This is a genomic window from Acinetobacter albensis (assembly GCF_900095025.1).
GTDB lineage: Bacteria > Pseudomonadota > Gammaproteobacteria > Pseudomonadales > Moraxellaceae > Acinetobacter > Acinetobacter albensis.
Window position 1 is genome coordinate 39,953 of sequence record NZ_FMBK01000010.1, and the last position, 20,958, is coordinate 60,910.

At 41.1% G+C, this 20,958-nt stretch carries 19 protein-coding genes and 4 tRNA genes; 10 read left to right on the plus strand and 13 right to left on the minus strand.

The window, feature by feature from the left end:
• The first annotated feature begins 434 nt into the window (after positions 1 to 434).
• From GA0116959_RS09445 to GA0116959_RS09470, 6 genes are read left to right on the plus strand one after another with little or no spacing between them, the layout of a single operon-like run.
• Positions 435 to 3,275, plus strand: coding sequence for a monovalent cation/H+ antiporter subunit A (locus tag GA0116959_RS09445; RefSeq protein ID WP_092720509.1), 2,841 nt, complete (start codon positions 435 to 437; stop codon positions 3,273 to 3,275).
• Position 3,276: 1 nt separating this feature from the next.
• Positions 3,277 to 3,642, plus strand: a complete 366-nt coding sequence (locus GA0116959_RS09450) for a Na+/H+ antiporter subunit C (RefSeq protein ID WP_053578922.1) — start codon at positions 3,277 to 3,279, stop codon at positions 3,640 to 3,642.
• Positions 3,642 to 5,450: a monovalent cation/H+ antiporter subunit D gene (locus GA0116959_RS09455; RefSeq protein WP_092720510.1), complete on the plus strand. Its 1,809-nt coding sequence runs from the start codon at positions 3,642 to 3,644 to the stop codon at positions 5,448 to 5,450. The genes GA0116959_RS09450 and GA0116959_RS09455 overlap by 1 nt, the downstream gene beginning before the upstream one ends.
• A gap of 2 nt (positions 5,451 to 5,452) precedes the next feature.
• Positions 5,453 to 5,974 carry a Na+/H+ antiporter subunit E gene (locus GA0116959_RS09460; RefSeq protein ID WP_092720511.1) on the plus strand — a complete coding sequence of 174 codons (522 nt, stop codon included), beginning with the start codon at positions 5,453 to 5,455 and terminating at the stop codon, positions 5,972 to 5,974.
• A complete protein-coding gene (locus GA0116959_RS09465; protein WP_092720512.1) occupies positions 5,971 to 6,246 on the plus strand; it encodes a monovalent cation/H+ antiporter subunit F in 276 nt (91 codons plus the stop codon). The genes GA0116959_RS09460 and GA0116959_RS09465 overlap by 4 nt, the downstream gene beginning before the upstream one ends.
• An 8-nt stretch (positions 6,247 to 6,254) precedes the next feature.
• Positions 6,255 to 6,656: a Na+/H+ antiporter subunit G gene (locus GA0116959_RS09470; RefSeq protein ID WP_092720513.1), complete on the plus strand. Its 402-nt coding sequence runs from the start codon at positions 6,255 to 6,257 to the stop codon at positions 6,654 to 6,656.
• 105 nt (positions 6,657 to 6,761) lie between these two features.
• Here GA0116959_RS09470 and GA0116959_RS09475 read toward each other — a convergent pair whose 3' ends face one another.
• The 10 genes from GA0116959_RS09475 to tpiA form a co-directional block, all read right to left on the minus strand.
• Positions 6,762 to 7,169: a ribosome-binding factor A gene (locus tag GA0116959_RS09475; RefSeq protein WP_053578927.1), complete on the minus strand. Its 408-nt coding sequence runs from the start codon at positions 7,167 to 7,169 to the stop codon at positions 6,762 to 6,764.
• Positions 7,169 to 9,889 (minus strand): translation initiation factor IF-2, encoded by a 2,721-nt coding sequence (gene infB / locus GA0116959_RS09480; RefSeq protein ID WP_053578928.1) that lies wholly within the window; start codon positions 9,887 to 9,889, stop codon positions 7,169 to 7,171. Before infB ends, GA0116959_RS09475 begins: the two co-directional genes overlap by 1 nt.
• Before the next feature lie 10 nt (positions 9,890 to 9,899).
• Entirely contained in the window at positions 9,900 to 11,384 is a 1,485-nt protein-coding gene (gene nusA, locus GA0116959_RS09485) for a transcription termination factor NusA (RefSeq protein ID WP_053578929.1), read from the minus strand.
• A gap of 39 nt (positions 11,385 to 11,423) precedes the next feature.
• Positions 11,424 to 11,948, minus strand: coding sequence for a ribosome maturation factor RimP (gene rimP, locus GA0116959_RS09490; RefSeq protein WP_053578930.1), 525 nt, complete (start codon positions 11,946 to 11,948; stop codon positions 11,424 to 11,426).
• A 211-nt stretch (positions 11,949 to 12,159) separates the two neighbouring features.
• Positions 12,160 to 12,236, minus strand: a tRNA-Met gene (locus GA0116959_RS09495).
• A gap of 92 nt (positions 12,237 to 12,328) precedes the next feature.
• Positions 12,329 to 12,405, minus strand: a tRNA-Met gene (locus GA0116959_RS09500).
• Positions 12,406 to 12,470: 65 nt separating this feature from the next.
• Positions 12,471 to 12,547: transfer RNA gene (locus GA0116959_RS09505), tRNA-Met, on the minus strand.
• A 46-nt stretch (positions 12,548 to 12,593) separates the two neighbouring features.
• Positions 12,594 to 12,678 (minus strand) — tRNA-Leu (locus GA0116959_RS09510).
• A gap of 53 nt (positions 12,679 to 12,731) precedes the next feature.
• Positions 12,732 to 13,061 carry a preprotein translocase subunit SecG gene (gene secG, locus GA0116959_RS09515; protein WP_053578931.1) on the minus strand — a complete coding sequence of 110 codons (330 nt, stop codon included), beginning with the start codon at positions 13,059 to 13,061 and terminating at the stop codon, positions 12,732 to 12,734.
• Positions 13,062 to 13,074: 13 nt separating this feature from the next.
• Positions 13,075 to 13,866, minus strand: coding sequence for a triose-phosphate isomerase (gene tpiA, locus GA0116959_RS09520; RefSeq protein ID WP_092720563.1), 792 nt, complete (start codon positions 13,864 to 13,866; stop codon positions 13,075 to 13,077).
• 280 nt (positions 13,867 to 14,146) lie between these two features.
• Between tpiA and pilB the strand changes: the two genes are divergently transcribed.
• Genes pilB through coaE form a run of 4 tightly spaced genes read left to right on the plus strand, consistent with a single transcriptional unit; the run spans position 14,147 to position 18,579 of the window.
• Positions 14,147 to 15,859: a type IV-A pilus assembly ATPase PilB gene (gene pilB / locus GA0116959_RS09525; RefSeq protein ID WP_053578933.1), complete on the plus strand. Its 1,713-nt coding sequence runs from the start codon at positions 14,147 to 14,149 to the stop codon at positions 15,857 to 15,859.
• A gap of 29 nt (positions 15,860 to 15,888) precedes the next feature.
• Positions 15,889 to 17,115 carry a type II secretion system F family protein gene (locus tag GA0116959_RS09530; protein ID WP_092720514.1) on the plus strand — a complete coding sequence of 409 codons (1,227 nt, stop codon included), beginning with the start codon at positions 15,889 to 15,891 and terminating at the stop codon, positions 17,113 to 17,115.
• The gene (locus tag GA0116959_RS09535; protein WP_092720515.1) at positions 17,115 to 17,975 is read left to right on the plus strand and encodes a prepilin peptidase; all 861 of its coding nucleotides are present in this window, start codon (positions 17,115 to 17,117) and stop codon (positions 17,973 to 17,975) included. The genes GA0116959_RS09530 and GA0116959_RS09535 overlap by 1 nt, the downstream gene beginning before the upstream one ends.
• 13 nt (positions 17,976 to 17,988) lie before the next feature.
• Positions 17,989 to 18,579, plus strand: coding sequence for a dephospho-CoA kinase (gene coaE, locus GA0116959_RS09540; protein ID WP_092720516.1), 591 nt, complete (start codon positions 17,989 to 17,991; stop codon positions 18,577 to 18,579).
• Positions 18,580 to 18,595: 16 nt separating this feature from the next.
• On the opposite strand, the gene GA0116959_RS09545 is transcribed toward coaE, so the two are convergent.
• The 3 genes from GA0116959_RS09545 to ppnP all read right to left on the minus strand — a co-directional run bounded on the left by GA0116959_RS09545 (position 18,596) and on the right by ppnP (position 20,758).
• A complete protein-coding gene (locus GA0116959_RS09545; protein ID WP_053578937.1) occupies positions 18,596 to 19,516 on the minus strand; it encodes a DMT family transporter in 921 nt (306 codons plus the stop codon).
• 37 nt (positions 19,517 to 19,553) lie between these two features.
• A complete protein-coding gene (gene rlmB / locus GA0116959_RS09550; protein WP_092720517.1) occupies positions 19,554 to 20,303 on the minus strand; it encodes a 23S rRNA (guanosine(2251)-2'-O)-methyltransferase RlmB in 750 nt (249 codons plus the stop codon).
• A gap of 131 nt (positions 20,304 to 20,434) precedes the next feature.
• A complete protein-coding gene (gene ppnP, locus GA0116959_RS09555) occupies positions 20,435 to 20,758 on the minus strand; it encodes a pyrimidine/purine nucleoside phosphorylase (protein ID WP_053578939.1) in 324 nt (107 codons plus the stop codon).
• Positions 20,759 to 20,958: the final 200 nt, after the last annotated feature.

The window sequence follows — 20,958 nt, forward strand, 5'->3', positions numbered from 1 at the left end:
TAACTCGAAATTTGATTCAACAATTGATTGAAACAATAAGAGAGTATTTTTTCGCCCACAATCAGAGTTTGAAAAAAAATTGCATGCATAATTCATGTATAAAATTCAATTTCTAATAACTTTAATGAATAATTTTCAGCCATTAATTACTTCGCCGCATGAAAATCTTAGATGGATGTATAATTATATGGCTCGACGAAAAAAGATTTGATGTTGTTTTACTCATGCAATAAGATCATGTATATTTGAAGTTTGATAGTAAAATCCGATTCTACTATGACTTTCTACAAGCTGCGCAACACAGCTTGTTATTGCTTATTTTTCACTACATTTGGCTTTCAAGAATGAACTTTTTTGGACTGCTCTTTGCATTCCTATAATCCTTGAAAGATAACATTCACCCTTTTAGGTTTTAAAAGACCTAATTCACGACAATGGATATGAATGTGCTACCGATTATTATCTTGTTACCGTTAGTACTTGGCACAACCCTTGTCTCGTGGCTGAATCGATTTTCACGCGGGGTAACGGCTTTAGGCGCAATTGCAGTCAGTTTAAGTAGTTTTATTTTGCTACTGACTCAAGCAAAAGCGGTCTTTAATGGTGCCAGTATCACTCAAAGCTGGGCATGGTTACCACAACTTGGTATTCACTTAAGTTTTCGCCTTGATGCTTTGGGTTTAATGTTTTGTTTACTGATTAGCGGTATCGGTACGCTCATTTATATTTATGCTTATTATTATTTAAGTCCCAAAAACTCTCTCAGTAAACTCTATCTGCTTTTAATGCTATTTATGGCAGCAATGCTGGGTATATCTTTATCGAATAATTTGATTTTATTGCTTATTTTTTGGGAATTGACCAGTATTTCATCTTTTCTGCTGGTTGGTTATTGGAGCAATTACGAAGCTGCACAACGTGGCTCACGCATGGCACTTACCATCACGGGTATGGGAGGGCTGTCGATGCTGGGTGGTTTCATTTTATTGGGTCAAATTACAGGCACCTATGAAATAGACCAGATTCTGGGGATGCGCACACAAATTCAAAATCACTCTCTCTTTGTGCCCACTTTATTGATGATTTTAATCGGTGCATTTACCAAAAGTGCCCAGTTTCCTTTCCATTTTTGGTTACCCAATGCCATGGCAGCACCGACACCCGTGTCGGCTTATCTACACTCTGCCACCATGGTGAAAGCGGGCATTTTCTTGCTGGCACGTTTTGCGCCTATTTTTGTTGGTGCGGCGCTTTATCACAACATCGTGACTTTTGTTGGCTTATTTACCCTGTGCATGGCCGCTTTTTTTGCAATCTTTAAAGAAGATTTAAAAGGTCTATTGGCCTATTCGACCATCAGTCATTTGGGTCTCATTGTCTGCTTATTGGGGATCGGTTCACCTCTTGCGATTGCAGCAGCCATTTTCCATATTATCAACCATGCAACGTTTAAAGCTGCCTTATTCATGCTGGCTGGAATTATTGATCATGAAACGGGAACACGCGATTTACGCAAATTAAACGGTATTTGGCAACTGCTTCCATTTACTGCCACGCTCACCATGATCACCGCAGCATCGATGGCTGGCATTCCCTTGACCAATGGTTTTTTATCCAAGGAAATGTTCTTTACGGAACTGGTCGCCAACCTGTCTGGACCTATACTGATTTTTTCTATTATCGTCGCCACCTTGGCTGGCGTTTTTGCAGTCGCGTATTCAGTACGTTTGGTACATGGGGTATTTTTCGATGGTCCACTTGGTCCACAGGTTCCCAATCAAAACGCGCATGAACCACCTTTAGGTATGCGTGCGCCAGCAATTTTGCTGTCTATTTTATGTATTTTAGTCGGTCTAGCACCTGCCCTTCTGGTTGAAAAAATTGTAAATTCAACCACACGTGCCAGTACCCAGATAGCTGAATTTGAAGGCACACATTTAGCCATTTGGCATGGGTTTAATCTACCTTTACTCATGAGTATGATTGCGCTTTTGGGCGGTATTATTTTCTATTTTGCTCTGGCGAAAGGGGGTAAAATCCGTGAGATTGACCTTGATCCTCTGCTAGGCAAGTTACAGGGTCGAATCTTATTTGACTTATTTTTAAAGCATTTATTACTCAAATCACGTCAATTAAAACGTAAAACTGAAAATGGGTCATTACAAACTTATTTAACGTGGATTGTTTTGTTTAGTGCGGCCTTACTGGCTATGCCACTGATGAATCAAGGACTCACCACGGGCACACGCGAATTGACACATGCACCCGCGATTGCGATTGTTCTTTGGTTATTATTATTCAGTGCCTGCTGGATGATGTTGTGGTTTCACCATGAGCGAATTAAAGCCGTTTTGATTAGTGGTGCAGTGGGTCTGGTGGTGACCATTGTATTTGTCACCCTTTCTGCGCCTGATCTTGCGCTCACTCAAATTACCGTAGATGTCGTTACGACGGTTTTATTGTTGATGAGCTTATCGCTTTTACCCCAACTTACCCCATATGAATCCAGTATTTCACGTCGTTGGCGCGATGCCCTGATCGCCATTGGTGGTGGTCTGGGAATTGGCTGGATTGCATGGCTCATTTTAACGCGTGATCATAATTCCATTTCATGGTTTTTCTTACAACAATCAATTCCATTGGGCGGCGGTACCAATGTCGTTAATGTTATTTTGGTCGACTTCCGTGGTTTCGATACTTTTGGTGAAATTACAGTACTTGGCATAGCTGCGATTGGTACTTTATGTCTGATGGATGGCATGCGTGCGCATGGCACCACCATGACCCAAGGGTTAACTTATCGTTTCAACCCTTCCCCATTGATGTTCCGTATTACAGCCTCGTGGGTACTGCCTTTGGCACTTGTGGTTAGTCTTTACATTTTTCTACGTGGGCATAACTTGCCAGGTGGAGGATTTATTGCAGGCTTAATTACGTCATTGGCGTTGCTAATTCAATATATTGCATTGGGTCAAGATCAAGCTGAACACATGCTAAAGGCTAAATCGGGGCGCTTATATGAAGTTTGGATTGGTATTGGTCTTTTAATTGCTGGACTTACAGGTCTTGGTGCTTGGTTATGGGGACGACCATTTCTGACCAGTGCCCATTTTTATCTCTCAGCGCCCGTATTAGGTGAAATGCATTTGGCTTCGGCTGCCCTGTTTGATGTGGGGGTATATGTCACTGTCGTTGGTGCAAGCATGCTGATGATTTCAGTTTTAGGCGACTCACGCCACTCCAGCATGGCTGGTCCAGTACGCAAAGGAGAATAGAATGATCAGTCTAGAATTTTTACTTGCCTCTGCGATTGGACTCCTGACTGCCACTGGAATTTATTTAATTTTACGTGCCCGTACTTTTCCCGTGGTCTTGGGTTTGGCCATGATTGGTTATGCCGTAAATTTATTTTTGTTTGCTATGGGACGACTTCAAATAGATGCACCTGCTGTTTTGACCGAAACCACCAAAGTGACCGATCCTCTACCTCAAGCCTTAGTTTTGACTGCGATTGTCATTGGCTTTGCCACCACTGCTTTTATTGTGCAACTGGCTTTACGCAGTCGTTATGAAACGGGAAATGATCATGTCGACTCCAAAGAAGATATTGTGCCAATTGACCCGCGTGAGGATGAGCCTTAATGAATAATATCCTCGAATTTTGGGCGCAACATACTCCAATCTTTAGTATTTTAATTCCCGCTGTTACCGCATTTTTATTGCTGTTATTGGGCAATCCTGGTTCAGGTGCTTTGGCGCAAGATTGGCGTCAGCCTTGGCGTCGCGGAATTAGCTATGTGTCCTCACTCCTCGGTTTAAGCACCGCCATTATTTATTTAATATTTGCCAGTAGCGGTCAAATCAGTACCTATAATTTAGGGGAATGGACAGCACCTTTTGGTATTGTGTTGGTTCTAGACCAGCTTTCGGCTCTCATGCTTGTGCTCACTTATGCCTTGGCTACGCCAATATTATGGTTTGCAAGCCGTGACTGGGATGCGCGCGGACGTTACTTCCATGCTATGTTTCATTTTCTATTGATGGGTTTGTGTGGCGCATTTCTGACTGGCGACTTATTTAATCTATTTGTTTTCTTTGAAATTTTATTAATGGCCTCCTATGTTTTACTTTTACATGGTCAAGGTAAGGCGCGTTTTCAACTCGGAATTCATTATGTCACCATTAACTTGGTGGCCTCTGCCCTATTTCTCATTGGGCTGGGAATTATTTATGGCAGTGTCGGTAGTCTAAATATGGTCGACGTTGCTCGTCTAATGCCGATGTTAGAAGCCGATCAGCACAAACTTGCTGTTGCAGGTGGACTGCTACTGTTTGTGGTTTTTGCCATTAAAGCTGCCCTATTACCCGTCGGTTTTTGGCTGCCTAAAACATATGCAGTGGCCACCACCCCGATTGCTGCCATTTTTACCATTATGACCAAAGTCGGTATTTATGCCATTTTACGTATTAATGGAACTGTTTTTGATGATGAGCTCAGTCATAATATTCTGGCTAGCTGGTTGCTACCGTTAGGTTTAATTACGTCAGTTTATGGTGTTATTGGGGCCATCGGGTCTGAACGATTACGTCGTTTTGTCGGCTTTATGATGCTGTCCTCAGTCGGTACACTCATTATTGCGATCTCTTTGTTTAATACTTTGGCATGGGCAGCAGCACTTTACTATTTAGTCCACAGCACTCTGATTGCAGCAGCCTTTTATTTACTGTGCGGCTGGATTACCTCACAACGCGGTAGTTTCAAAGATCATTTCAATGTTGCACCTCAAATGAAGCAGCAAAAACTGGTCTCTTTAATCTTCTTTATGATTGCCTTAATGATGGCGGGCTTACCACCTTTTAGTGGATTTTTAGGCAAAGTCTTTATCTTGCAAGCCACCGCACATTCACCTTACCAACTTATCATTATTGTGGTGTTACTAGTGGTAAGCTTACTCAGTATTATTGCCTTTACCCGAATTGGCTTTATCCTTTTTTGGCGCGCCACCAAACCTGAGGAACGTCCAGAATCGGCTGAGTTCAAGGCATATCAAGCCCTACCCGAGCAAGCACCTGCACGCAATGATAAAACCATCTATTTGTTGTTATTCGCTTTAGTACTGTTTATGGTATTTGCTAGCCCGATTCAACAGTATATGTTTAAAACAGCAGCACAAATCCAAAATAACACCCTGTATGAAACCGCAATTTTAAAACACGATCATCTCCAGCAAATCATCAGTGTACAACCCTATGATCCTGAGAATTTACCTGAAACAAAATATGGCGGTGAGACACTCGATCCAAATGCAAATTTAATTCCTTACCTCATTCCTCAAAAAACTTTTGAGGGCGGACATATTTCTGAATATAAAATGCGTCAAATTGAGGAACAGCACATCCAAGAACCCCAGGTTTTAGATGATGCCCAACTTAAACCGATGGAGCCTTAACCATGCAGAAACGAGTGTTTTGGGAAAACTGGTTACCGCATCCATTTGTTTCGGTGATTGTCACTTTAAGTTGGGTCATGTTGGCACATAATCTTGAGGCAACCACCTTATTTATGGCGGTATTACTTGGAATTTTTATTCCTCGATTAATTCAACCATTTATTGCGCGTACACCTGATATTCAATGGATCTTGGCCTTCAAACTATTTTTTGTTGTGCTCTGGGATATTATTATTTGTAATATTAAAGTCGCTCAACTGGTGCTTGGTCCTACCCGTAAACTTCATCCTAAATGGTTTCGTGTGCCTTTAGAGACTGAACATGAACAGGTAAATGTACTTCTCGCATTAATTATTACCACCACACCAGGCACAGTGACTGCGGGAATTGACCAAGATCGCGGTGATATTCTGGTCCATGCCTTAAGTTCAGATGACACAGAGATCGATATTCAAGACATTAAAAATCGTTATGAAAAACCATTGATGACGATTTTTAATGTAGAAAGAGGAGATGATACATGAGCATTTTGCCTTATGCGCTCGGTCTATGTCTGGTCGCAATTACCCTCTCAATGTTTTTATGTTTAATTCGCTTGGTGATGGGACCATCGATTGTTGATCGTCTCTTGGCTTTAGACACACTTTTTCTGAATGCCACCTGTCTCATTATTATTTTAGGAATCTACTGGGCAAGTACTTCATTGTTTGAAGGTGCTTTATTGGTTGCAATGCTCGGCTTTGTTTCTACCGCTGCGCTTGCTCGCTACTTTACCACTGGCCATGTGGTCGATTAGGAGTGAACATGACGCAACTTATAATGGAAATTCTGGTTTCAATTTTCTTGATGATTGGTGCTTTTTTCACGCTGGTCGGTGGAATAGGTATGGTGCGCCTTCCCGATCTTTTTATGCGATTACATGCACCAACCAAAGCCAGCACACTGGGACTGGGCAGTTTTTTAATGGCCGCCATTATTTTTTCAGCTTTTCATGGACGTTTTGGATTTGCTGAAATACTGATTACGCTATTTTCCTTTATTACCGCACCTGTTTCTGCAAATTTGATGGCTCAAGCTGCTTTACATTTACGTTTACGTTCATCGAGTGGTGAAGTACCCGAAGCTTTAGATCGTCCTTTGCCTTGGCAACGTAGTCGTCGTCGTGTTCCTAAATTAAAAAAGAATGCTGCGAATGATGTAGACTAATTCAGATTTGATTTTTATTCTGTCTTCGTCATATGACATTGCTTTAAGATAAAACAAGTACAATAAAAAGCCACCCGAAGGTGGCTTTTTATGATCAATAACGCATTATTTTTCATCTGGTGTTGCATCATCAGCAGGAGGTAAATCCTTGACTGCTTCTGCAATTAAACCAAACATATAGTTACCGTATGCATTGGTTTTATCATAATGAAAACGTAAACGCGGTGTAATACGTGTCTTGATACGACGGCTCAATTCATGACGCAAGAAACCAGAGGCCTTGTTCAGCACCTCTAAAGTTTCCTTATTTGCTGCTTCACTTTGATCATCGCCAAGTTCACGTCCCATAATGGTGACGTAAACTTCTGCATAGCCTAAATCTGCGCTGACTTTGACCGCAGAGATGGTCACAAGACCACCTAAGCGTGGATCTTTAAGCTCTTGACGAATCAGTTCAGACAACTCGCGCTGTACTGTATCGCCCATTCGCTTAAGACGTTGACTACCCGCCATTAAAGACTCCGTTTAATCAATTGAACATCATACACTTCGATTTTATCAAGTGCTTTGATGTCTTTATAACCTTTGACTGCAAGACCACATTCCATACCAGCACGAACTTCTTCAACCACTTCTTTATAACGACGAAGTGATTCAAGTTCACCTTGGAATACCACCACATCATCACGTAGAACGCGAATTGGTTTGTTACGGTGTAACATACCTTCAAGTACCATACAACCTGCAGCTGCACCAAATTTACTTGAGTGGAATACTTCACGGACTTGCGCTACACCCAGAATCGTTTCACGATGTTCAGGTGCGAGTTTACCGCTCATTGCTGCTTTCACATCATCAATTAATTCATAAATGATGCTGTAATAACGAATATCAATACCATCTGCATCAGATTTTTGACGCGCAGTCGTATCGGCACGTACGTTAAATCCAAGTAGAACAGCTTCTGAAGACTCAGCAAGACTAACATCAGATTCGGTAATTGCACCGACACCTGAGCCAATCACACGTACACGAACTTCATCAGTAGACAAGCTATTCAATGCAACAGTAAGTGCTTCCAAAGTACCACGTACATCAGTCTTAAGAACCACGTTAACGAATGGAACATCTTTCTTGCCCATTGATGACATGATATTTTCAAGACGCATTGCACTTTGACGCTCAAGACGTTGTTCACGTTCACGCGCAATACGCGCATCCGCAACTTCACGGGCTTTTTTCTCGTCATTGACAACAAGAACTTCATCACCCGCCATTGGCGCTTCAGGTAAACCTAAAATTTCTACAGGAATTGAAGGACCTGCTGATTGAATACGTTTTCCGTTTTCATCTACCATCGCACGAACACGACCGTAAGAACCACCAGCAAGGACTAAATCACCCACTTTCAATGTACCATTTTGTACAAGAATAGAAGCAACCGCACCACGATCTTTATCGACACGGGCTTCAATCACTACACCTTGTGCTGCACCTTGTTCAGATGCTTTAAGCTCAAGAAGTTCAGATTGAATGAGGATCAGATCAAGAAGTTCATCAATACCTAGACCAGAGTGTGCTGAAACCATTGCAATTGGAACATCACCACCCCATTGTTCAGGAACAATTTGCTTCGTGGTCAATTCATTCAATACACGATCTGGATCAGCAGATTCTTTGTCCATCTTGTTAATTGCAACAATGATTGGTGTACCTGCAGCACGAGCGTGATCAATTGCTTCAGCAGTTTGTGGCATTACACCATCATCTGCTGCTACAACCAGAACGACGATATCAGTCGCTTTGGCACCACGTGAACGCATTGAGGTAAATGCAGCATGTCCTGGCGTATCCAAGAAGGTAATAATACCTTTCTCAGTTTCAACATGGTAAGCACCGATATGTTGGGTAATACCCCCTGCCTCGCCCGCTGCCACTTTGGTACGACGAATACGATCTAGAAGTGATGTTTTACCATGATCAACGTGACCCATAATCGTGACTACTGGGGCACGAGTGGTTTGTTCACCACGCGCTTCTTCAGCAGCAACCAACAAGTTATCTTCAGCTTGCGTATCTGATACTAGAACTGGGTTATGACCCATTTCTTCAACCACCAGTGATGCAACTTCTTGTTCAATCGCTTGGTTTTGCGTGACCAGTTCGCCCATTTTCATAAGCGATTTGATAACTTCACGAACTTTAACCGCCATTTTCGCTGCAAGATCTGCAACAACAATCGTTTCACCAATTTCTACATCATAAACTTGTTTCTTAACAGGTTTTTCAAAACCATGTTTACCAGCCTGACTGGTTTTCAGACCACGTTTAGGTTGCTTGCTGAAACTTTGCTCTTCCTGACCACGACGGCCACCCTTTTTCGGTGCACGTGTACTGGTCGTGTTACCACCACGCTTAATCTCACGGTCTTCTTTGGCAAATGAATCTTCATATGCCTGACCAACAAGACCAGCTGCTAGTGGAGAATCATCAACAACACGAATGGTGGCTGTAGTATCTTCAGAAGTATACTTAGACGCCATTTGACGCATTTGCTCAAGTGTACGCTGCTGCGCTTCTTCAGCTGATTTGCGACGTGCTGCTTCTTCAGCGGCTTTTAATTGTGCAGATTGAGCTTCACGTACTTTCTTTTGTTCTGCTGTCTCAGTCACTTTAACCGCTTGTTTCACAATCGGTTTATTGTTTGACTTACGTTTTACCACTACAGCAGCTTTAGATACTTCTTGCTTGGCCGTTTCTTGCTTGGCTGCTGCACGCATCGCTTCTAAAGCTTGTTTCGCCTTAGACGCGCCTTGCGTATTTACAGCTGCTTCAGCAGATGTATTTTGTGGTGAATTGTCACTCGCTTTAGATTCAGTACGTGACTTGTCAGCTTCCGCTTTTGCTAAAGCTTCTGCTTTAATTTGTTCTGGATCTGGCTTAACAAACGTATGCTTTTTACGCACTTCTACGTTAATTGTTTTTGCCTTACCTGATGTACTGGCTACTTTAGCAGTACTGGTTGTTTTACGTTTCAACGTGATTTTTCCTGCATTCCCATTGTCTTGACCATGAAGTTTCTTCAAATGGTTCACAAGGGTATTTTGTTGTTCAGTGGAAATAATATCGTCAGCTTTACGTTGCGGTAAACCTGCCTCACGAACCTGCTCTAGGAGCTTTTCAACAGGACGTTCTACGCTGAGTGCTAACTCTTGAATTGACTTGTCCGTCATATATTTCCTCCTAGTTAAACCATGATTCGCGCGCTTTCATAATAAGTTGACCTGCTTTTTCAGCACCCAAACCTTCAATATCTTCAATATCGTCAGTGGCTTGGTCGGCCAAATCATCAACTGTTACCACACCGCGAGCTGCAAGCGCATAAGCAATTTCTTGTGTCATCCCTTCCATTGCAACAAGTTCTGCACTTGGATCTTGGATGTTTTCTTGCTGTTTTAAAGCATCTGCCAACGTAATTTCTTTCGCACGGCTTTGCAATAATTCAACAATTTCAGCATCTAACTCAATTTCATCAAATGTTTCAGCTGGAACATAAGCAATCTCTTCAAGTGAAGTAAAGCCCATTTCAACCAAAGCCATAGCCAAATCTTCTTCAATATCAAGACGTGTTACAAACATGTCTAAATACTGCTGAGCTTCGTTTTGTTGACGCGCGTAGAATTCTTCTTCGAGCATCATGTCCAGTTTGTAGCCTGTCAATTCAGATGCCAAACGAACATTTTGACCTTGTGAGCCAATGGCACGTGCCAATTGATCGCTAGCTGCAAAAATAATATCTGCGCTATGAACATCTTCATCAATCACAATGCTTGATACATCAGCAGGTTCTAAAGCACTGGCAATGTACTGTGCTGGGTCATCAGACCAAACCACGACATCAATACGTTCACCATTCAACTCTGACTGTACAGCTTGGATACGCGTACCACGCATACCAATACATGCACCGACAGGATCAATACGGTGATCGTTTGTTTTCACAGCAATTTTAGCACGAACACCCGGTTGACGGGCAGCCGCTTTAATCTCGATGATTTCTTCAGAAATTTCAGGAATTTCTTTCTTCATCAAAGCCATTAACATTTCAGGACGAGCACGGGTCAATAACAATTGTGCGCCACGGCCTTCACGATTTACGCTATATAAAATAGCGGTCAAGCGTTGCTTAGGACGAAGAATTTCTTTCGGAATCATTTCTTCACGAGACAGATAAGCTTCAGCATTATCACCTAAGTCAATAATAAAGCCATCTTTGGTTTGCTTTTTCACTTCACCATAAATGAGTTCACCGACTTTAGCTTCATAGGCATCGGCCACTAATGCTCGCTCAGCTTCACGAATTTTTTGTACAATCACTTGTTTCGCAATTTGTGCAGCAATTCGACCAAAATCAATCGACTCTACTTCAAGCTCACGAATATCACCGATTGACCACTGTTCAGGATCTAAATCAGAAATCGCATCTTGACAAGCAGGCATTTCATGATCTTCATCAGCGACCACTTCCCATTGACGGAAAGTACGGTAATCACCAGTTTTACGGTCAATTTCTACACGTAATTCTGCTTCTTCAGCGTGTGTACCTTCGTAAAATTTCTTTTTAGTCGCAGCAACTAAAGCTTGTTCAAGTGCTTCAAAAATTGCATCACGACTTACACCTTTTTCGTTACTAACCGTCTCTACAACGGTAAGAATTTCACGAGCCATAAGTCACCTATTCGTTCAGATTCTTATTTATTGAATGAATTAATCTTGATAGATCAAATTTGATTTGTCGATATTATGACTGTCTATTTCTAGTACATGTTGATTTTCAACTTCAACTTGAATGATCTCATTTTCAAGATCAACAGCAATCAGTTTTGCTTGAAATTTACGACGGTTTTCTACAGCACTAATCAGGCGTAAAGCAATTTGCTTTCCAATATAAGCTGGCATCTGATGAAGTTGGAAAAATGGACGATCCCAACCAGGAGAAGAAACCTCAAGTGAATACTCTCCAGAGATCGGATCATGGACATCAAGCATTGCACCGACTTGTTGTGTTACTCGAACACAATCTTGTACGCCAATACCTACACCCTCTTCAAGCTCACCCTCTTCATTCATGACAGGTTGCGTGTTGTTTTCACTCGCTTTGTCAATATAGATACGCAATAAAGAACGTTTACCTTGGGGAATAAATTCAATTCCCCAAAGATCTACATTACAAGCTTGCACTGCAGGAGTTATTAAGTCTTGAAGTGCTTGGGTTTTATTTGATAGCTTCATTTACTCTCGTCATTGTTGTGCGATTCAATTGTCGCTGTGACCGGTTCAGACTAACTCAACTATATTAGTAGTGAAACATGACAATTTGACCAATGGATGTCGACACTACACGATAGCCAATAAAAAAGGGCGTAATCGCCCCTGTGTACACAGAAAAACCAAAGTCCACTGTGCAAAAAGGCCCACCATTTTTGTGAGCCTTTTAGAAACTTGGTAGCGGGAGCTGGATTTGAACCAACGACCTTCGGGTTATGAGCCCGACGAGCTACCAGACTGCTCCATCCCGCAACAACGTGCAAAAATTATATACAATTCACTGAACATTTTCAATCAAAAACTGTTCAACGGTTGCTTGATTTGGTTGCACCCAAATCAAAAAGTGGTAGCGGGAGCTGGATTTGAACCAACGACCTTCGGGTTATGAGCCCGACGAGCTACCAGACTGCTCCATCCCGCAACAACATGCAAAAATTAATCATCATTTAATTTAAATGACCTATTTAGTTTGCTTCTAAATAGTATTGGTAGCGGGAGCTGGATTTGAACCAACGACCTTCGGGTTATGAGCCCGACGAGCTACCAGACTGCTCCATCCCGCATCAACAGATTTGCCGCACACACCAACTTATGTTCTGGATTACAAGTTGGTGCGGAAGGGGGGACTTGAACCCCCACGCCCGAAGGCACTACCACCTCAAGGTAGCGTGTCTACCAATTCCACCACCACCGCAGCTGTGTCGCATTCTATTCGCATCAACCTCAAAAAGGAAGAGCTAAATAGAGTTATTCAGCTGTTTTCGGTGCAACTGGTGAAGTTTCAGCCGATTTGCTTGGTGCAGTTGTCGTGGTTTGAACAGATTTTAAACTATAAGCATCCGTAGTTTGTTTTTTGGCAAATACGGCTAAAGACAAGCTTGTAATAAAAAATAAGGCCGTCAACACCGCAGTTAAACGCGTTAAAAAATTACCTGACCCAGAAGCACCAAATACAGTAGCAGCACCACCACCACCAAATGATGCACCCGCATCTGCACCCTTACCATGTTGTACTAAAATCAATACAATCATTAAAATCGCTAAAATAATATGTACCACCAACACAAAAGTTTGCATGCTGAACTCCTCTTTATTTTGTATGTGCAAATGCCTGAGCAATTTTGTAAAAAGATTCAGCATTTAAAGATGCACCGCCGACCAGCGCACCATTAATATCTGGACAGGCAGCCAACTCTACTGCATTTTCAGGCTTAACACTACCACCATAAAGGATGGCAATTTGCGCGCCGAACGGAGTAATTTGAGTTAAACCTTCTCGAATTTTAGCATGCATGGCCTGTGCGTCTTCAGGAGACGCCGTTTTACCAGTTCCAATTGCCCAAATCGGTTCATAGGCAATCACAATTTTTTGCCACTGTTCTGCTTGAACTACCGAGGCAATATCACAAATTTGTTGTAAAACCACTTGCTCTGCCTGACCATTTTCACGCTGTTGTAGACTCTCACCCACACAGTAAATTACAGTTAAATCAGCAGCTAATGCATGTTTTACTTTTTGATTGAGTATAGGTGTGTTTTCTGAAAATATTTCACGGCGCTCTGAATGCCCAATCAGAACGAATTTAATTTGTTGGTCTTGAAGCAGTTGTGCACTCACTTCACCGGTATAAGCTCCTGTACCCTCAATAATTGATACATTCTGGGCAACCGTATAAATTACACGTGTTGCACTGGAGAATTCTGCTTGAATAGCACTTAAAGCAAGCATTGTAGGCGCAACACCTAAATAACAATCTTCTTCTTTGATTGGATTATTTTTCAATAATTCTTTTAAACCACTTACTAATTCTTTGGCCTCTGCCTGCATTGGGTTCATTTTCCAATTACCGACAACCCAAGGAGTAACAGCCGAACCCGACATACAGTAACCCATTCATGACAATTCATTAAACCGCGCATATTCTACACGTAATTTAGTCACAAATAGATAATTTTTCATTGTGCTTTTTTAATCTATTTTATTTTTTATCCTGTATACCTATATTCTGTATAAAAATATTCATGTCTAATTGCGACTGGTTCAAAGTTTTATCTAATATTAAGTAGATGACAACATTTTCTGATATGGTATTTTGATCTAACAAAAGTATAATTCACAGATACCAATTATAAACAAATGAATTGAACAGGCATACTTAAGCATGGCAGCACTACAGAGTTCACCAAAATTTACGGGATTTATTCGACGTTTAGTTGAGGATGAGATCGTTTCTGCTGAAAACATGCAGAATGCAATATTAAGTGCAAAAAAAGCCCATCAAGATATTGTTCCTTATTTAATTGATCAGTTAAAAATACCGGCCTTACAAATTGCAGAAAAAATTTCTCAGGAATTTGGTGAACCACTATTCGACTTGAGCATTTATGATCCAGCCCAGATTATTCGTGAAGGAATTGATGAGAAAATTATAACCAAACATCGCATTCTTCCGATTTTTAAACGCGGCAATTTACTGTATATCGCCACCAGCAATCCCACCAATATGGATGCCATGGACGCGATTCGTTTTAGCAGTAAAATGAATGTTGAAGCCATTATTGTTGAATACCCAAAATTACAAAAACTCATTGAGCAAAATTTTGCTGAAGCAGATACCTTTGAATTTTCAGATGATGATATCGATCTTAATCTTGAACAGGAGGATATTAGCCAAAAAGAGGATGAAGATGATGACCAGAAGGCAGATGAAGCACCGATTGTAAAATATATTAATAAGTTACTGATTGATGCAATTCGTATGGGTGCGTCAGATTTACATTTTGAACCGTATGAAAAAATGTATCGTGTGCGTTATCGTGTAGATGGTGTATTAAGACAAATAGCCAATCCACCGCTGCAACTTGCTACACGGTTGGCTTCGCGTTTAAAAGTCATGTCGCAAATGGATATTTCAGAAAAACGCTTACCTCAAGATGGACGAATTAAACTTAAACTTTCGAAAAGCAAAGCCATTGATTTTCGTGTGAATTCACTCCCTACTCTATTTGGTGAAAAATTAGTTCTGCGTATTCTCGATCCTTCAAGTGCCATGCTTGGAATTGATGCTTTAGGTTATGAACCAGAGCAAAAAGAATTGTTCATGCAAGCACTAGATAAACCTCAAGGTATGTTATTGATTACAGGACCTACAGGTTCAGGTAAAACGGTATCTCTATATACAGGTTTGAATATTCTGAACCGTGAAGATACCAATATTTCAACTGCCGAAGATCCAGTGGAAATTAATCTGGAAGGAATTAATCAGGTCAATGTAAATGCAAAAGTGGGATTAACATTCTCTGCTGCACTTAAATCTTTCTTGCGACAAGATCCTGATATTGTCATGGTCGGTGAGATTCGAGATTTAGAAACGGCTGAAATTGCAATTAAAGCAGCGCAAACGGGTCATATGGTCATGTCCACATTACATACGAACAGTGCACCTGAAACCTTGACCCGACTCAGAAATATGGGGGTACCTTCCTTCAATATTGCAACCTCGGTAAACTTGGTGATTGCACAGCGTCTAGCTCGACGCTTATGTCCACAATGTAAAGTACCCGCGAATATTCCAGAACCTAGCTTATTAGAAATGGGCTTTACTGAAGCAGACCTCAAACATCCAGATTTCCATGTTTATCAACCAGCAGGCTGCTCAGAATGCCGAGAAGGCTACAAAGGCCGTGTTGGGATTTATGAAGTAATGAAAGTAACACCTGAAATTTCAAAAATTATTATGGAAGATGGCAATGCACTTGAAATTGCTGCTGCATCTTTAAAATCGGGGTTTAATAATTTGCGTCGTTCAGGATTAATGAAAGTCATGCAAGGAATCACGTCACTTCAAGAAGTGAATCGTGTGACCAGTGAATAACGAAAGCATTTAAAAATAAGGATAAATTCATGGCTGTTAAAAAAGCGCAGATGATGCCAATCTTCAGTTATGAAGGGGTAGATCGTAAAGGGGCAAAACTAAAAGGGGAATTACCCGCGCGTAATATGGCACTGGCCAAAGTAACCTTACGCAAACAAGGTATTACCATTAAAACCATTCGAGAAAAAAGAAAAAATATTCTCGAAGGATTAATGAAAAAGAAGGTTTCTACACTCGATATCACTATTTTTACACGCCAACTGGCCACCATGATGAAAGCAGGCGTGCCTCTGGTTCAAAGTTTTGAAATTGTCGCTGAAGGTCTTGAAAATCCCTCGATGCGTGAAGTGGTTCTTGGAATTAAAGGTGAGGTTGAAGGCGGCAACACATTTGCAGGGGCTTTACGCAAATATCCTCAACATTTTGACAATTTATTTTGTTCTTTGGTGGAATCGGGCGAACAGTCCGGTGCATTGGAAACGATGCTTGATCGTGTAGCCATCTATAAAGAAAAAAGTGAACTGTTAAAACAAAAAATTAAAAAAGCCATGAAATATCCCGCAGCAGTTGTCGTGGTTGCGGTCATTGTGACCATTATTTTGATGGTAAAAGTCGTACCTGTATTCCAAGACCTCTTTAGCTCATTTGGTGCCGATCTACCTGCTTTTACCAAAATGGTGGTCAATATGTCGGAATGGATGCAAAAATATTGGTTTCTTCTGATTATTGCGATCGGCGCCATTATCGCTAGCTTTATGGAAGCTAAAAAACGTAGTAAAAAGTTTCGTGACTTCTTAGATAGGGCTGCTCTTAAAGCACCCATTTTTGGTGATTTGGTCTATAAAGCCATTATCGCGCGTTATAGCCGTACATTAGCCACTACTTTTGCTGCGGGTGTACCGCTCATTGATGCCTTAGAGTCTACAGCGGGTGCAACCAATAATGTAGTTTATGAAGAAGCCGTGATGAAAATTCGTGATGATGTGGCAACAGGTCAACAATTACAATTTGCTATGCGTGTGACCAATAGATTCCCTTCCATGGCCGTACAAATGGTGGCAATTGGTGAAGAGTCTGGTGCTCTTGATAGTATGCTGGATAAAGTCGCGACTCATTTTGAAAATGAAGTCGATAATGCTGTAGATGGCCTGACTTCTATGATGGAACCTTTAATTATGGCTGTCCTAGGTGTCCTAGTCGGCGGCTTGGTCATTGCAATGTATCTTCCAATCTTCCAAATGGGCTCTGTGGTGTAATGCAAGAATTTCTGGATTATCTGATCAACACTCCAACTGCACTTTATTTGATCGTTGGGCTTTTGAGCCTATGTATTGGTAGCTTTTTGAATGTCGTGATTTATCGCACCCCGAAAATGATGGAACAAGAATGGCGTAGCGACTGCCAATTTTTACTTCATCCAGAACAACCCATGATTGATGAGACTAAAATTACTCTCAGCAAACCAAATTCAACTTGCCCAAAGTGTCAAAGTCCCATTCGCTGGTATCAAAATATTCCGGTTATTAGCTGGTTAATACTTCGTGGTCAATGTGGTTCATGCCAAAATCCCATCAGTATTCGTTATCCTTTTATTGAATTATTAACAGCCGTCTCTTCGTTGGTGGTTGTGGCTGTCTTTGGTCCAACCTTACAGATGCTTTTTGGCTTGTTGTTGACATGGATTTTAATCGCCCTCACCTTTATTGATTTTGATACTCAACTTTTACCTGATCGTTATACTTTAACCTTGGCAGCACTGGGCTTAGGAATAAACAGCTATGCGATTTACACTTCTCCAACCGCTGCTATTTGGGGCTATATCATTGGCTTCTTATGTCTTTGGATTGTGTATTACCTGTTCAAAATTATTACAGGCAAAGAAGGTATGGGTTATGGAGACTTTAAGTTACTGGCTGCGTTAGGTGCATGGATGGGCCCTTTAATGCTGCCATTAATCGTGCTGCTTTCTTCAATGGTGGGTGCAATTATTGGCATTATTCTGCTTAAGATCCGTAAAGAGAATCAACCTTTTGCTTTCGGCCCTTATATAGCCATTGCTGGCTGGATTGCCTTTCTCTGGGGTGAACAGATTATGAAAATTTATTTAGGACAATAATTTAGGCATAAATATGACCTTTATCTTGGGTTTGACTGGCGGTATTGGTAGTGGAAAATCAGCTGCCAGCAAATGGTTTGAAAACCAAGGCATTACTGTGGTCGATGCCGATATTGTGGCACGTGAAATTGTTGAAAAAGGACAACCCGCTTTACAAAAAATTCAGCATGCTTTTGGTGATTGGGTAATTCTAGACACTGGTGAACTTGATCGTCAGGCTTTGCGTGCACACATTTTTAAAGATCCAGATGCTCGACGCTTATTAGAAAGTATTACCCATCCCGCGATCCGTCAGTCCATCATTCAACAGTTACACGCTGCAACCAGTCCTTATGTGATTTTGGTTTCACCACTCCTGTTTGAAACCAACCAACACCTATTAACCCAGCATACTTTATTGATTGATGCTTCAGAAGAATTGCAAATTCAGCGCGCGAGTCAACGAGATGGTCAATCGATTGAGCAAATTCGACAGATTATAAAAGCACAAATGCTGAGGCACAAAAAACAAGAATTGGCAGATGATATTGTGCTCAATGATGGTCAGCTTGAACATTTATATCAACATTTACAGCCTTTGCATCAAGACTATTTAAAACGGTAAACGTAAAAGATACAGTCTATTTAAGTTGTTCTTTTTGTTGTTTGATTTTTTGTTGCAAGCTATCTTTGTGCATGAACCAACGCCATGGCTGCAACGCCCCCACAGCCATACCGATTAAACCACAAATAATGGCACGGCTTAAAGGTTCATTTAATAAAGGAACGGCAAGAATAGCAGCAATAAACGGTGCCAGCGTAACAATGCTGCCCGTTTTAAAAGCCCCAAGTCTTTTAATTGCTTCAACATATGCCAATGTTGCAATCATCACTACAAAGATCCCATGAAAAATCACTTGCAACACTAAATGTAGAGGTTGTGGTTCAGTTAAATTTTTGGGTAAAAATACCAAATAGATTGGAACATAAATCAGGGCAGACCAAATGGCGACACTGGTCATAGCGTGCCAAGCAGAAAGTTTCCACTGCCGCAGCAATACCGTAAAAATACCCCACCAAATCGCACTGAAGAAAAATAGCATATCTCCAAAACCAAAAGCGATTCCCGTTTCTTGATACATCAAGAAACTCATTATGCCAATTGCAGCAAGCATAATCATCAGACTGATCCAAGTGTGTCGATCAAACGGCTCTTTAAACAGCAGGAATCCAGCAACGGCAGTACACAGAGGAATACAGCCATTTAAGAAAATAGCCGCATGTGCAGCAGGCACATAATGAAATGCAGAGTATGACGTTAGACAATATCCAACGCCGCCAATCATCGCCAAAAGAAAAGGCCGTTTTTTCCATAAAAAAGCAGTGTCTTTTTTATAAATCAAAATGGGCATTAAAATACAGAAGGCTAAGGCAAAACGTAAAGCTGTGATGTCCCAAGCACTAATCCCCCACTGCGCATTCAAACGCGAGGTGATGGTAAATCCTCCCCAAATACACATGGTAATTGCGACAAATACATAACCTTGAGAACGGGGAGACATAGCAAAACAACTTTGGTGTTAAAAAGAATAAAAATATTTATACGTTACGCTGACGACACGCTTCATATAAAGCCATACCTGTTGCGACACTCACATTTAAACTTTGCAAATTTCCTGCCATTGGAATAAATACAGTTTGATCACACTGTGACTGAGTAATCGGACGTAAACCAGTGTCTTCAGCACCCATCACAATACAAATACCCGTCCCAGTAAAATCAAATTCTTGCACAGGGAGTGCTTTTTCATCCAGCATGGTACCCACTACGCGTACATTAAATTCATCTTTAATATTACCTAAAGTACGAGCCAAATTGGTCACTTGAATAAATTTGACTTTTTCTGCACCACCAGCAGCAATTTTACGTGCTGTTGGGGTTAAGCTCGCAGAGCGATCACGCGATACAATTACCGCTTCGACGCCCATGGCCGCTGCTGTACGAATACAAGCACCCAAATTATGTGGGTCTGTGACTTGATCAAGAGCCAGCAAAAGTGCTTGCGGATTTTGATTGAGTAAATCTTGTAAGTCTTGTTCATTCAACGTCGGATGTGGACGCACAGCAGCAACAACACCTTGATGAAAGGGCTGACCTGCCAATTTTTCTAATTTTTCACGACTGGCTTGCTGCACACTAATCCCAAATGGGTCAGCCAAAGCCAGTACATTTTTCAAACGCTGATCGTCACGACCTTTTAAGGTAAATAATGTCAGTACACGCTCTGGCTCAAGCTCAAGTAATGACTCCACTGAATGAACGCCATAAAAATATTCTGTTTTTGCCATGAACGGCCTCTAAAAAATGTGAGTATGATGCAAAAAAGAAAAATCCTGCAAAGCTAACTTTACAGGATTGATGCTTAAATCTAGTTTAACTGATTCAGACTAAAATTTCTTTGCCTGAATACAGGTGATGCTTAGCCTTCTAAGTGACACACATAGTCGAGCACGTCATCGGTCTCAATTCTAAAACGGCTATTGCCTGGTACATAAAAAGATTGGCCGGCACGAAATAATTCACTTTCGGTACTATCTGCAATATGGACGCGACATTCTCCTGAAATAACTTCCATACGTTCAGGCACATGTGTTTCAAAAGTAAGTGCTTGTTCCGTTGGTAAAATTACCCCTAAAGTTTTTTTAGTGCCATCTTCAAATTGAACGGTATGACTAATACATAATCCACCGAAATATACATTCGATTTTTTGATAACAGACACGTGATCAAACTGATTTGACATGCGTATTCTCCAGATAATGCGCATTTATATTTTTTAACGGATGTAGTTTAAAGCCGAGCATTCAACTAATCAATCAATCTTGCATAAACTTAAATGAATATTTAGTGAATATTTGATATTTTTTTTGTAGTCACATTTAAAAAAAGAATAATCAGATAAACATTATAAAAGAATGATCTGATACAAGGCTGATGAGTTTT

What these genes read in the sequence shown, in the direction of transcription:
- secG (WP_053578931.1), bottom strand. Translation starts at nt 13,061, where the DNA reads ATGCAAACTTTTGTGTTGGTGGTACATATTATTTTAGCGATTTTAATG.
- rlmB (WP_092720517.1), bottom strand. Translation starts at nt 20,303, where the DNA reads ATGGCAAAAACAGAATATTTTTATGGCGTTCATTCAGTGGAGTCATTA.
- GA0116959_RS09530 (WP_092720514.1), top strand. Translation starts at nt 15,889, where the DNA reads ATGGCTGTTAAAAAAGCGCAGATGATGCCAATCTTCAGTTATGAAGGG.
- tpiA (WP_092720563.1), bottom strand. Translation starts at nt 13,866, where the DNA reads ATGTCGGGTTCGGCTGTTACTCCTTGGGTTGTCGGTAATTGGAAAATG.
- ppnP (WP_053578939.1), bottom strand. Translation starts at nt 20,758, where the DNA reads ATGTCAAATCAGTTTGATCACGTGTCTGTTATCAAAAAATCGAATGTA.
- pilB (WP_053578933.1), top strand. Translation starts at nt 14,147, where the DNA reads ATGGCAGCACTACAGAGTTCACCAAAATTTACGGGATTTATTCGACGT.
- GA0116959_RS09470 (WP_092720513.1), top strand. Translation starts at nt 6,255, where the DNA reads ATGACGCAACTTATAATGGAAATTCTGGTTTCAATTTTCTTGATGATT.
- GA0116959_RS09535 (WP_092720515.1), top strand. Translation starts at nt 17,115, where the DNA reads ATGCAAGAATTTCTGGATTATCTGATCAACACTCCAACTGCACTTTAT.
- GA0116959_RS09460 (WP_092720511.1), top strand. Translation starts at nt 5,453, where the DNA reads ATGCAGAAACGAGTGTTTTGGGAAAACTGGTTACCGCATCCATTTGTT.
- infB (WP_053578928.1), bottom strand. Translation starts at nt 9,889, where the DNA reads ATGACGGACAAGTCAATTCAAGAGTTAGCACTCAGCGTAGAACGTCCT.
- GA0116959_RS09545 (WP_053578937.1), bottom strand. Translation starts at nt 19,516, where the DNA reads ATGTCTCCCCGTTCTCAAGGTTATGTATTTGTCGCAATTACCATGTGT.
- GA0116959_RS09445 (WP_092720509.1), top strand. Translation starts at nt 435, where the DNA reads ATGGATATGAATGTGCTACCGATTATTATCTTGTTACCGTTAGTACTT.
- GA0116959_RS09450 (WP_053578922.1), top strand. Translation starts at nt 3,277, where the DNA reads ATGATCAGTCTAGAATTTTTACTTGCCTCTGCGATTGGACTCCTGACT.
- GA0116959_RS09475 (WP_053578927.1), bottom strand. Translation starts at nt 7,169, where the DNA reads ATGGCGGGTAGTCAACGTCTTAAGCGAATGGGCGATACAGTACAGCGC.
- GA0116959_RS09465 (WP_092720512.1), top strand. Translation starts at nt 5,971, where the DNA reads ATGAGCATTTTGCCTTATGCGCTCGGTCTATGTCTGGTCGCAATTACC.
- nusA (WP_053578929.1), bottom strand. Translation starts at nt 11,384, where the DNA reads ATGGCTCGTGAAATTCTTACCGTTGTAGAGACGGTTAGTAACGAAAAA.
- rimP (WP_053578930.1), bottom strand. Translation starts at nt 11,948, where the DNA reads ATGAAGCTATCAAATAAAACCCAAGCACTTCAAGACTTAATAACTCCT.
- GA0116959_RS09455 (WP_092720510.1), top strand. Translation starts at nt 3,642, where the DNA reads ATGAATAATATCCTCGAATTTTGGGCGCAACATACTCCAATCTTTAGT.
- coaE (WP_092720516.1), top strand. Translation starts at nt 17,989, where the DNA reads ATGACCTTTATCTTGGGTTTGACTGGCGGTATTGGTAGTGGAAAATCA.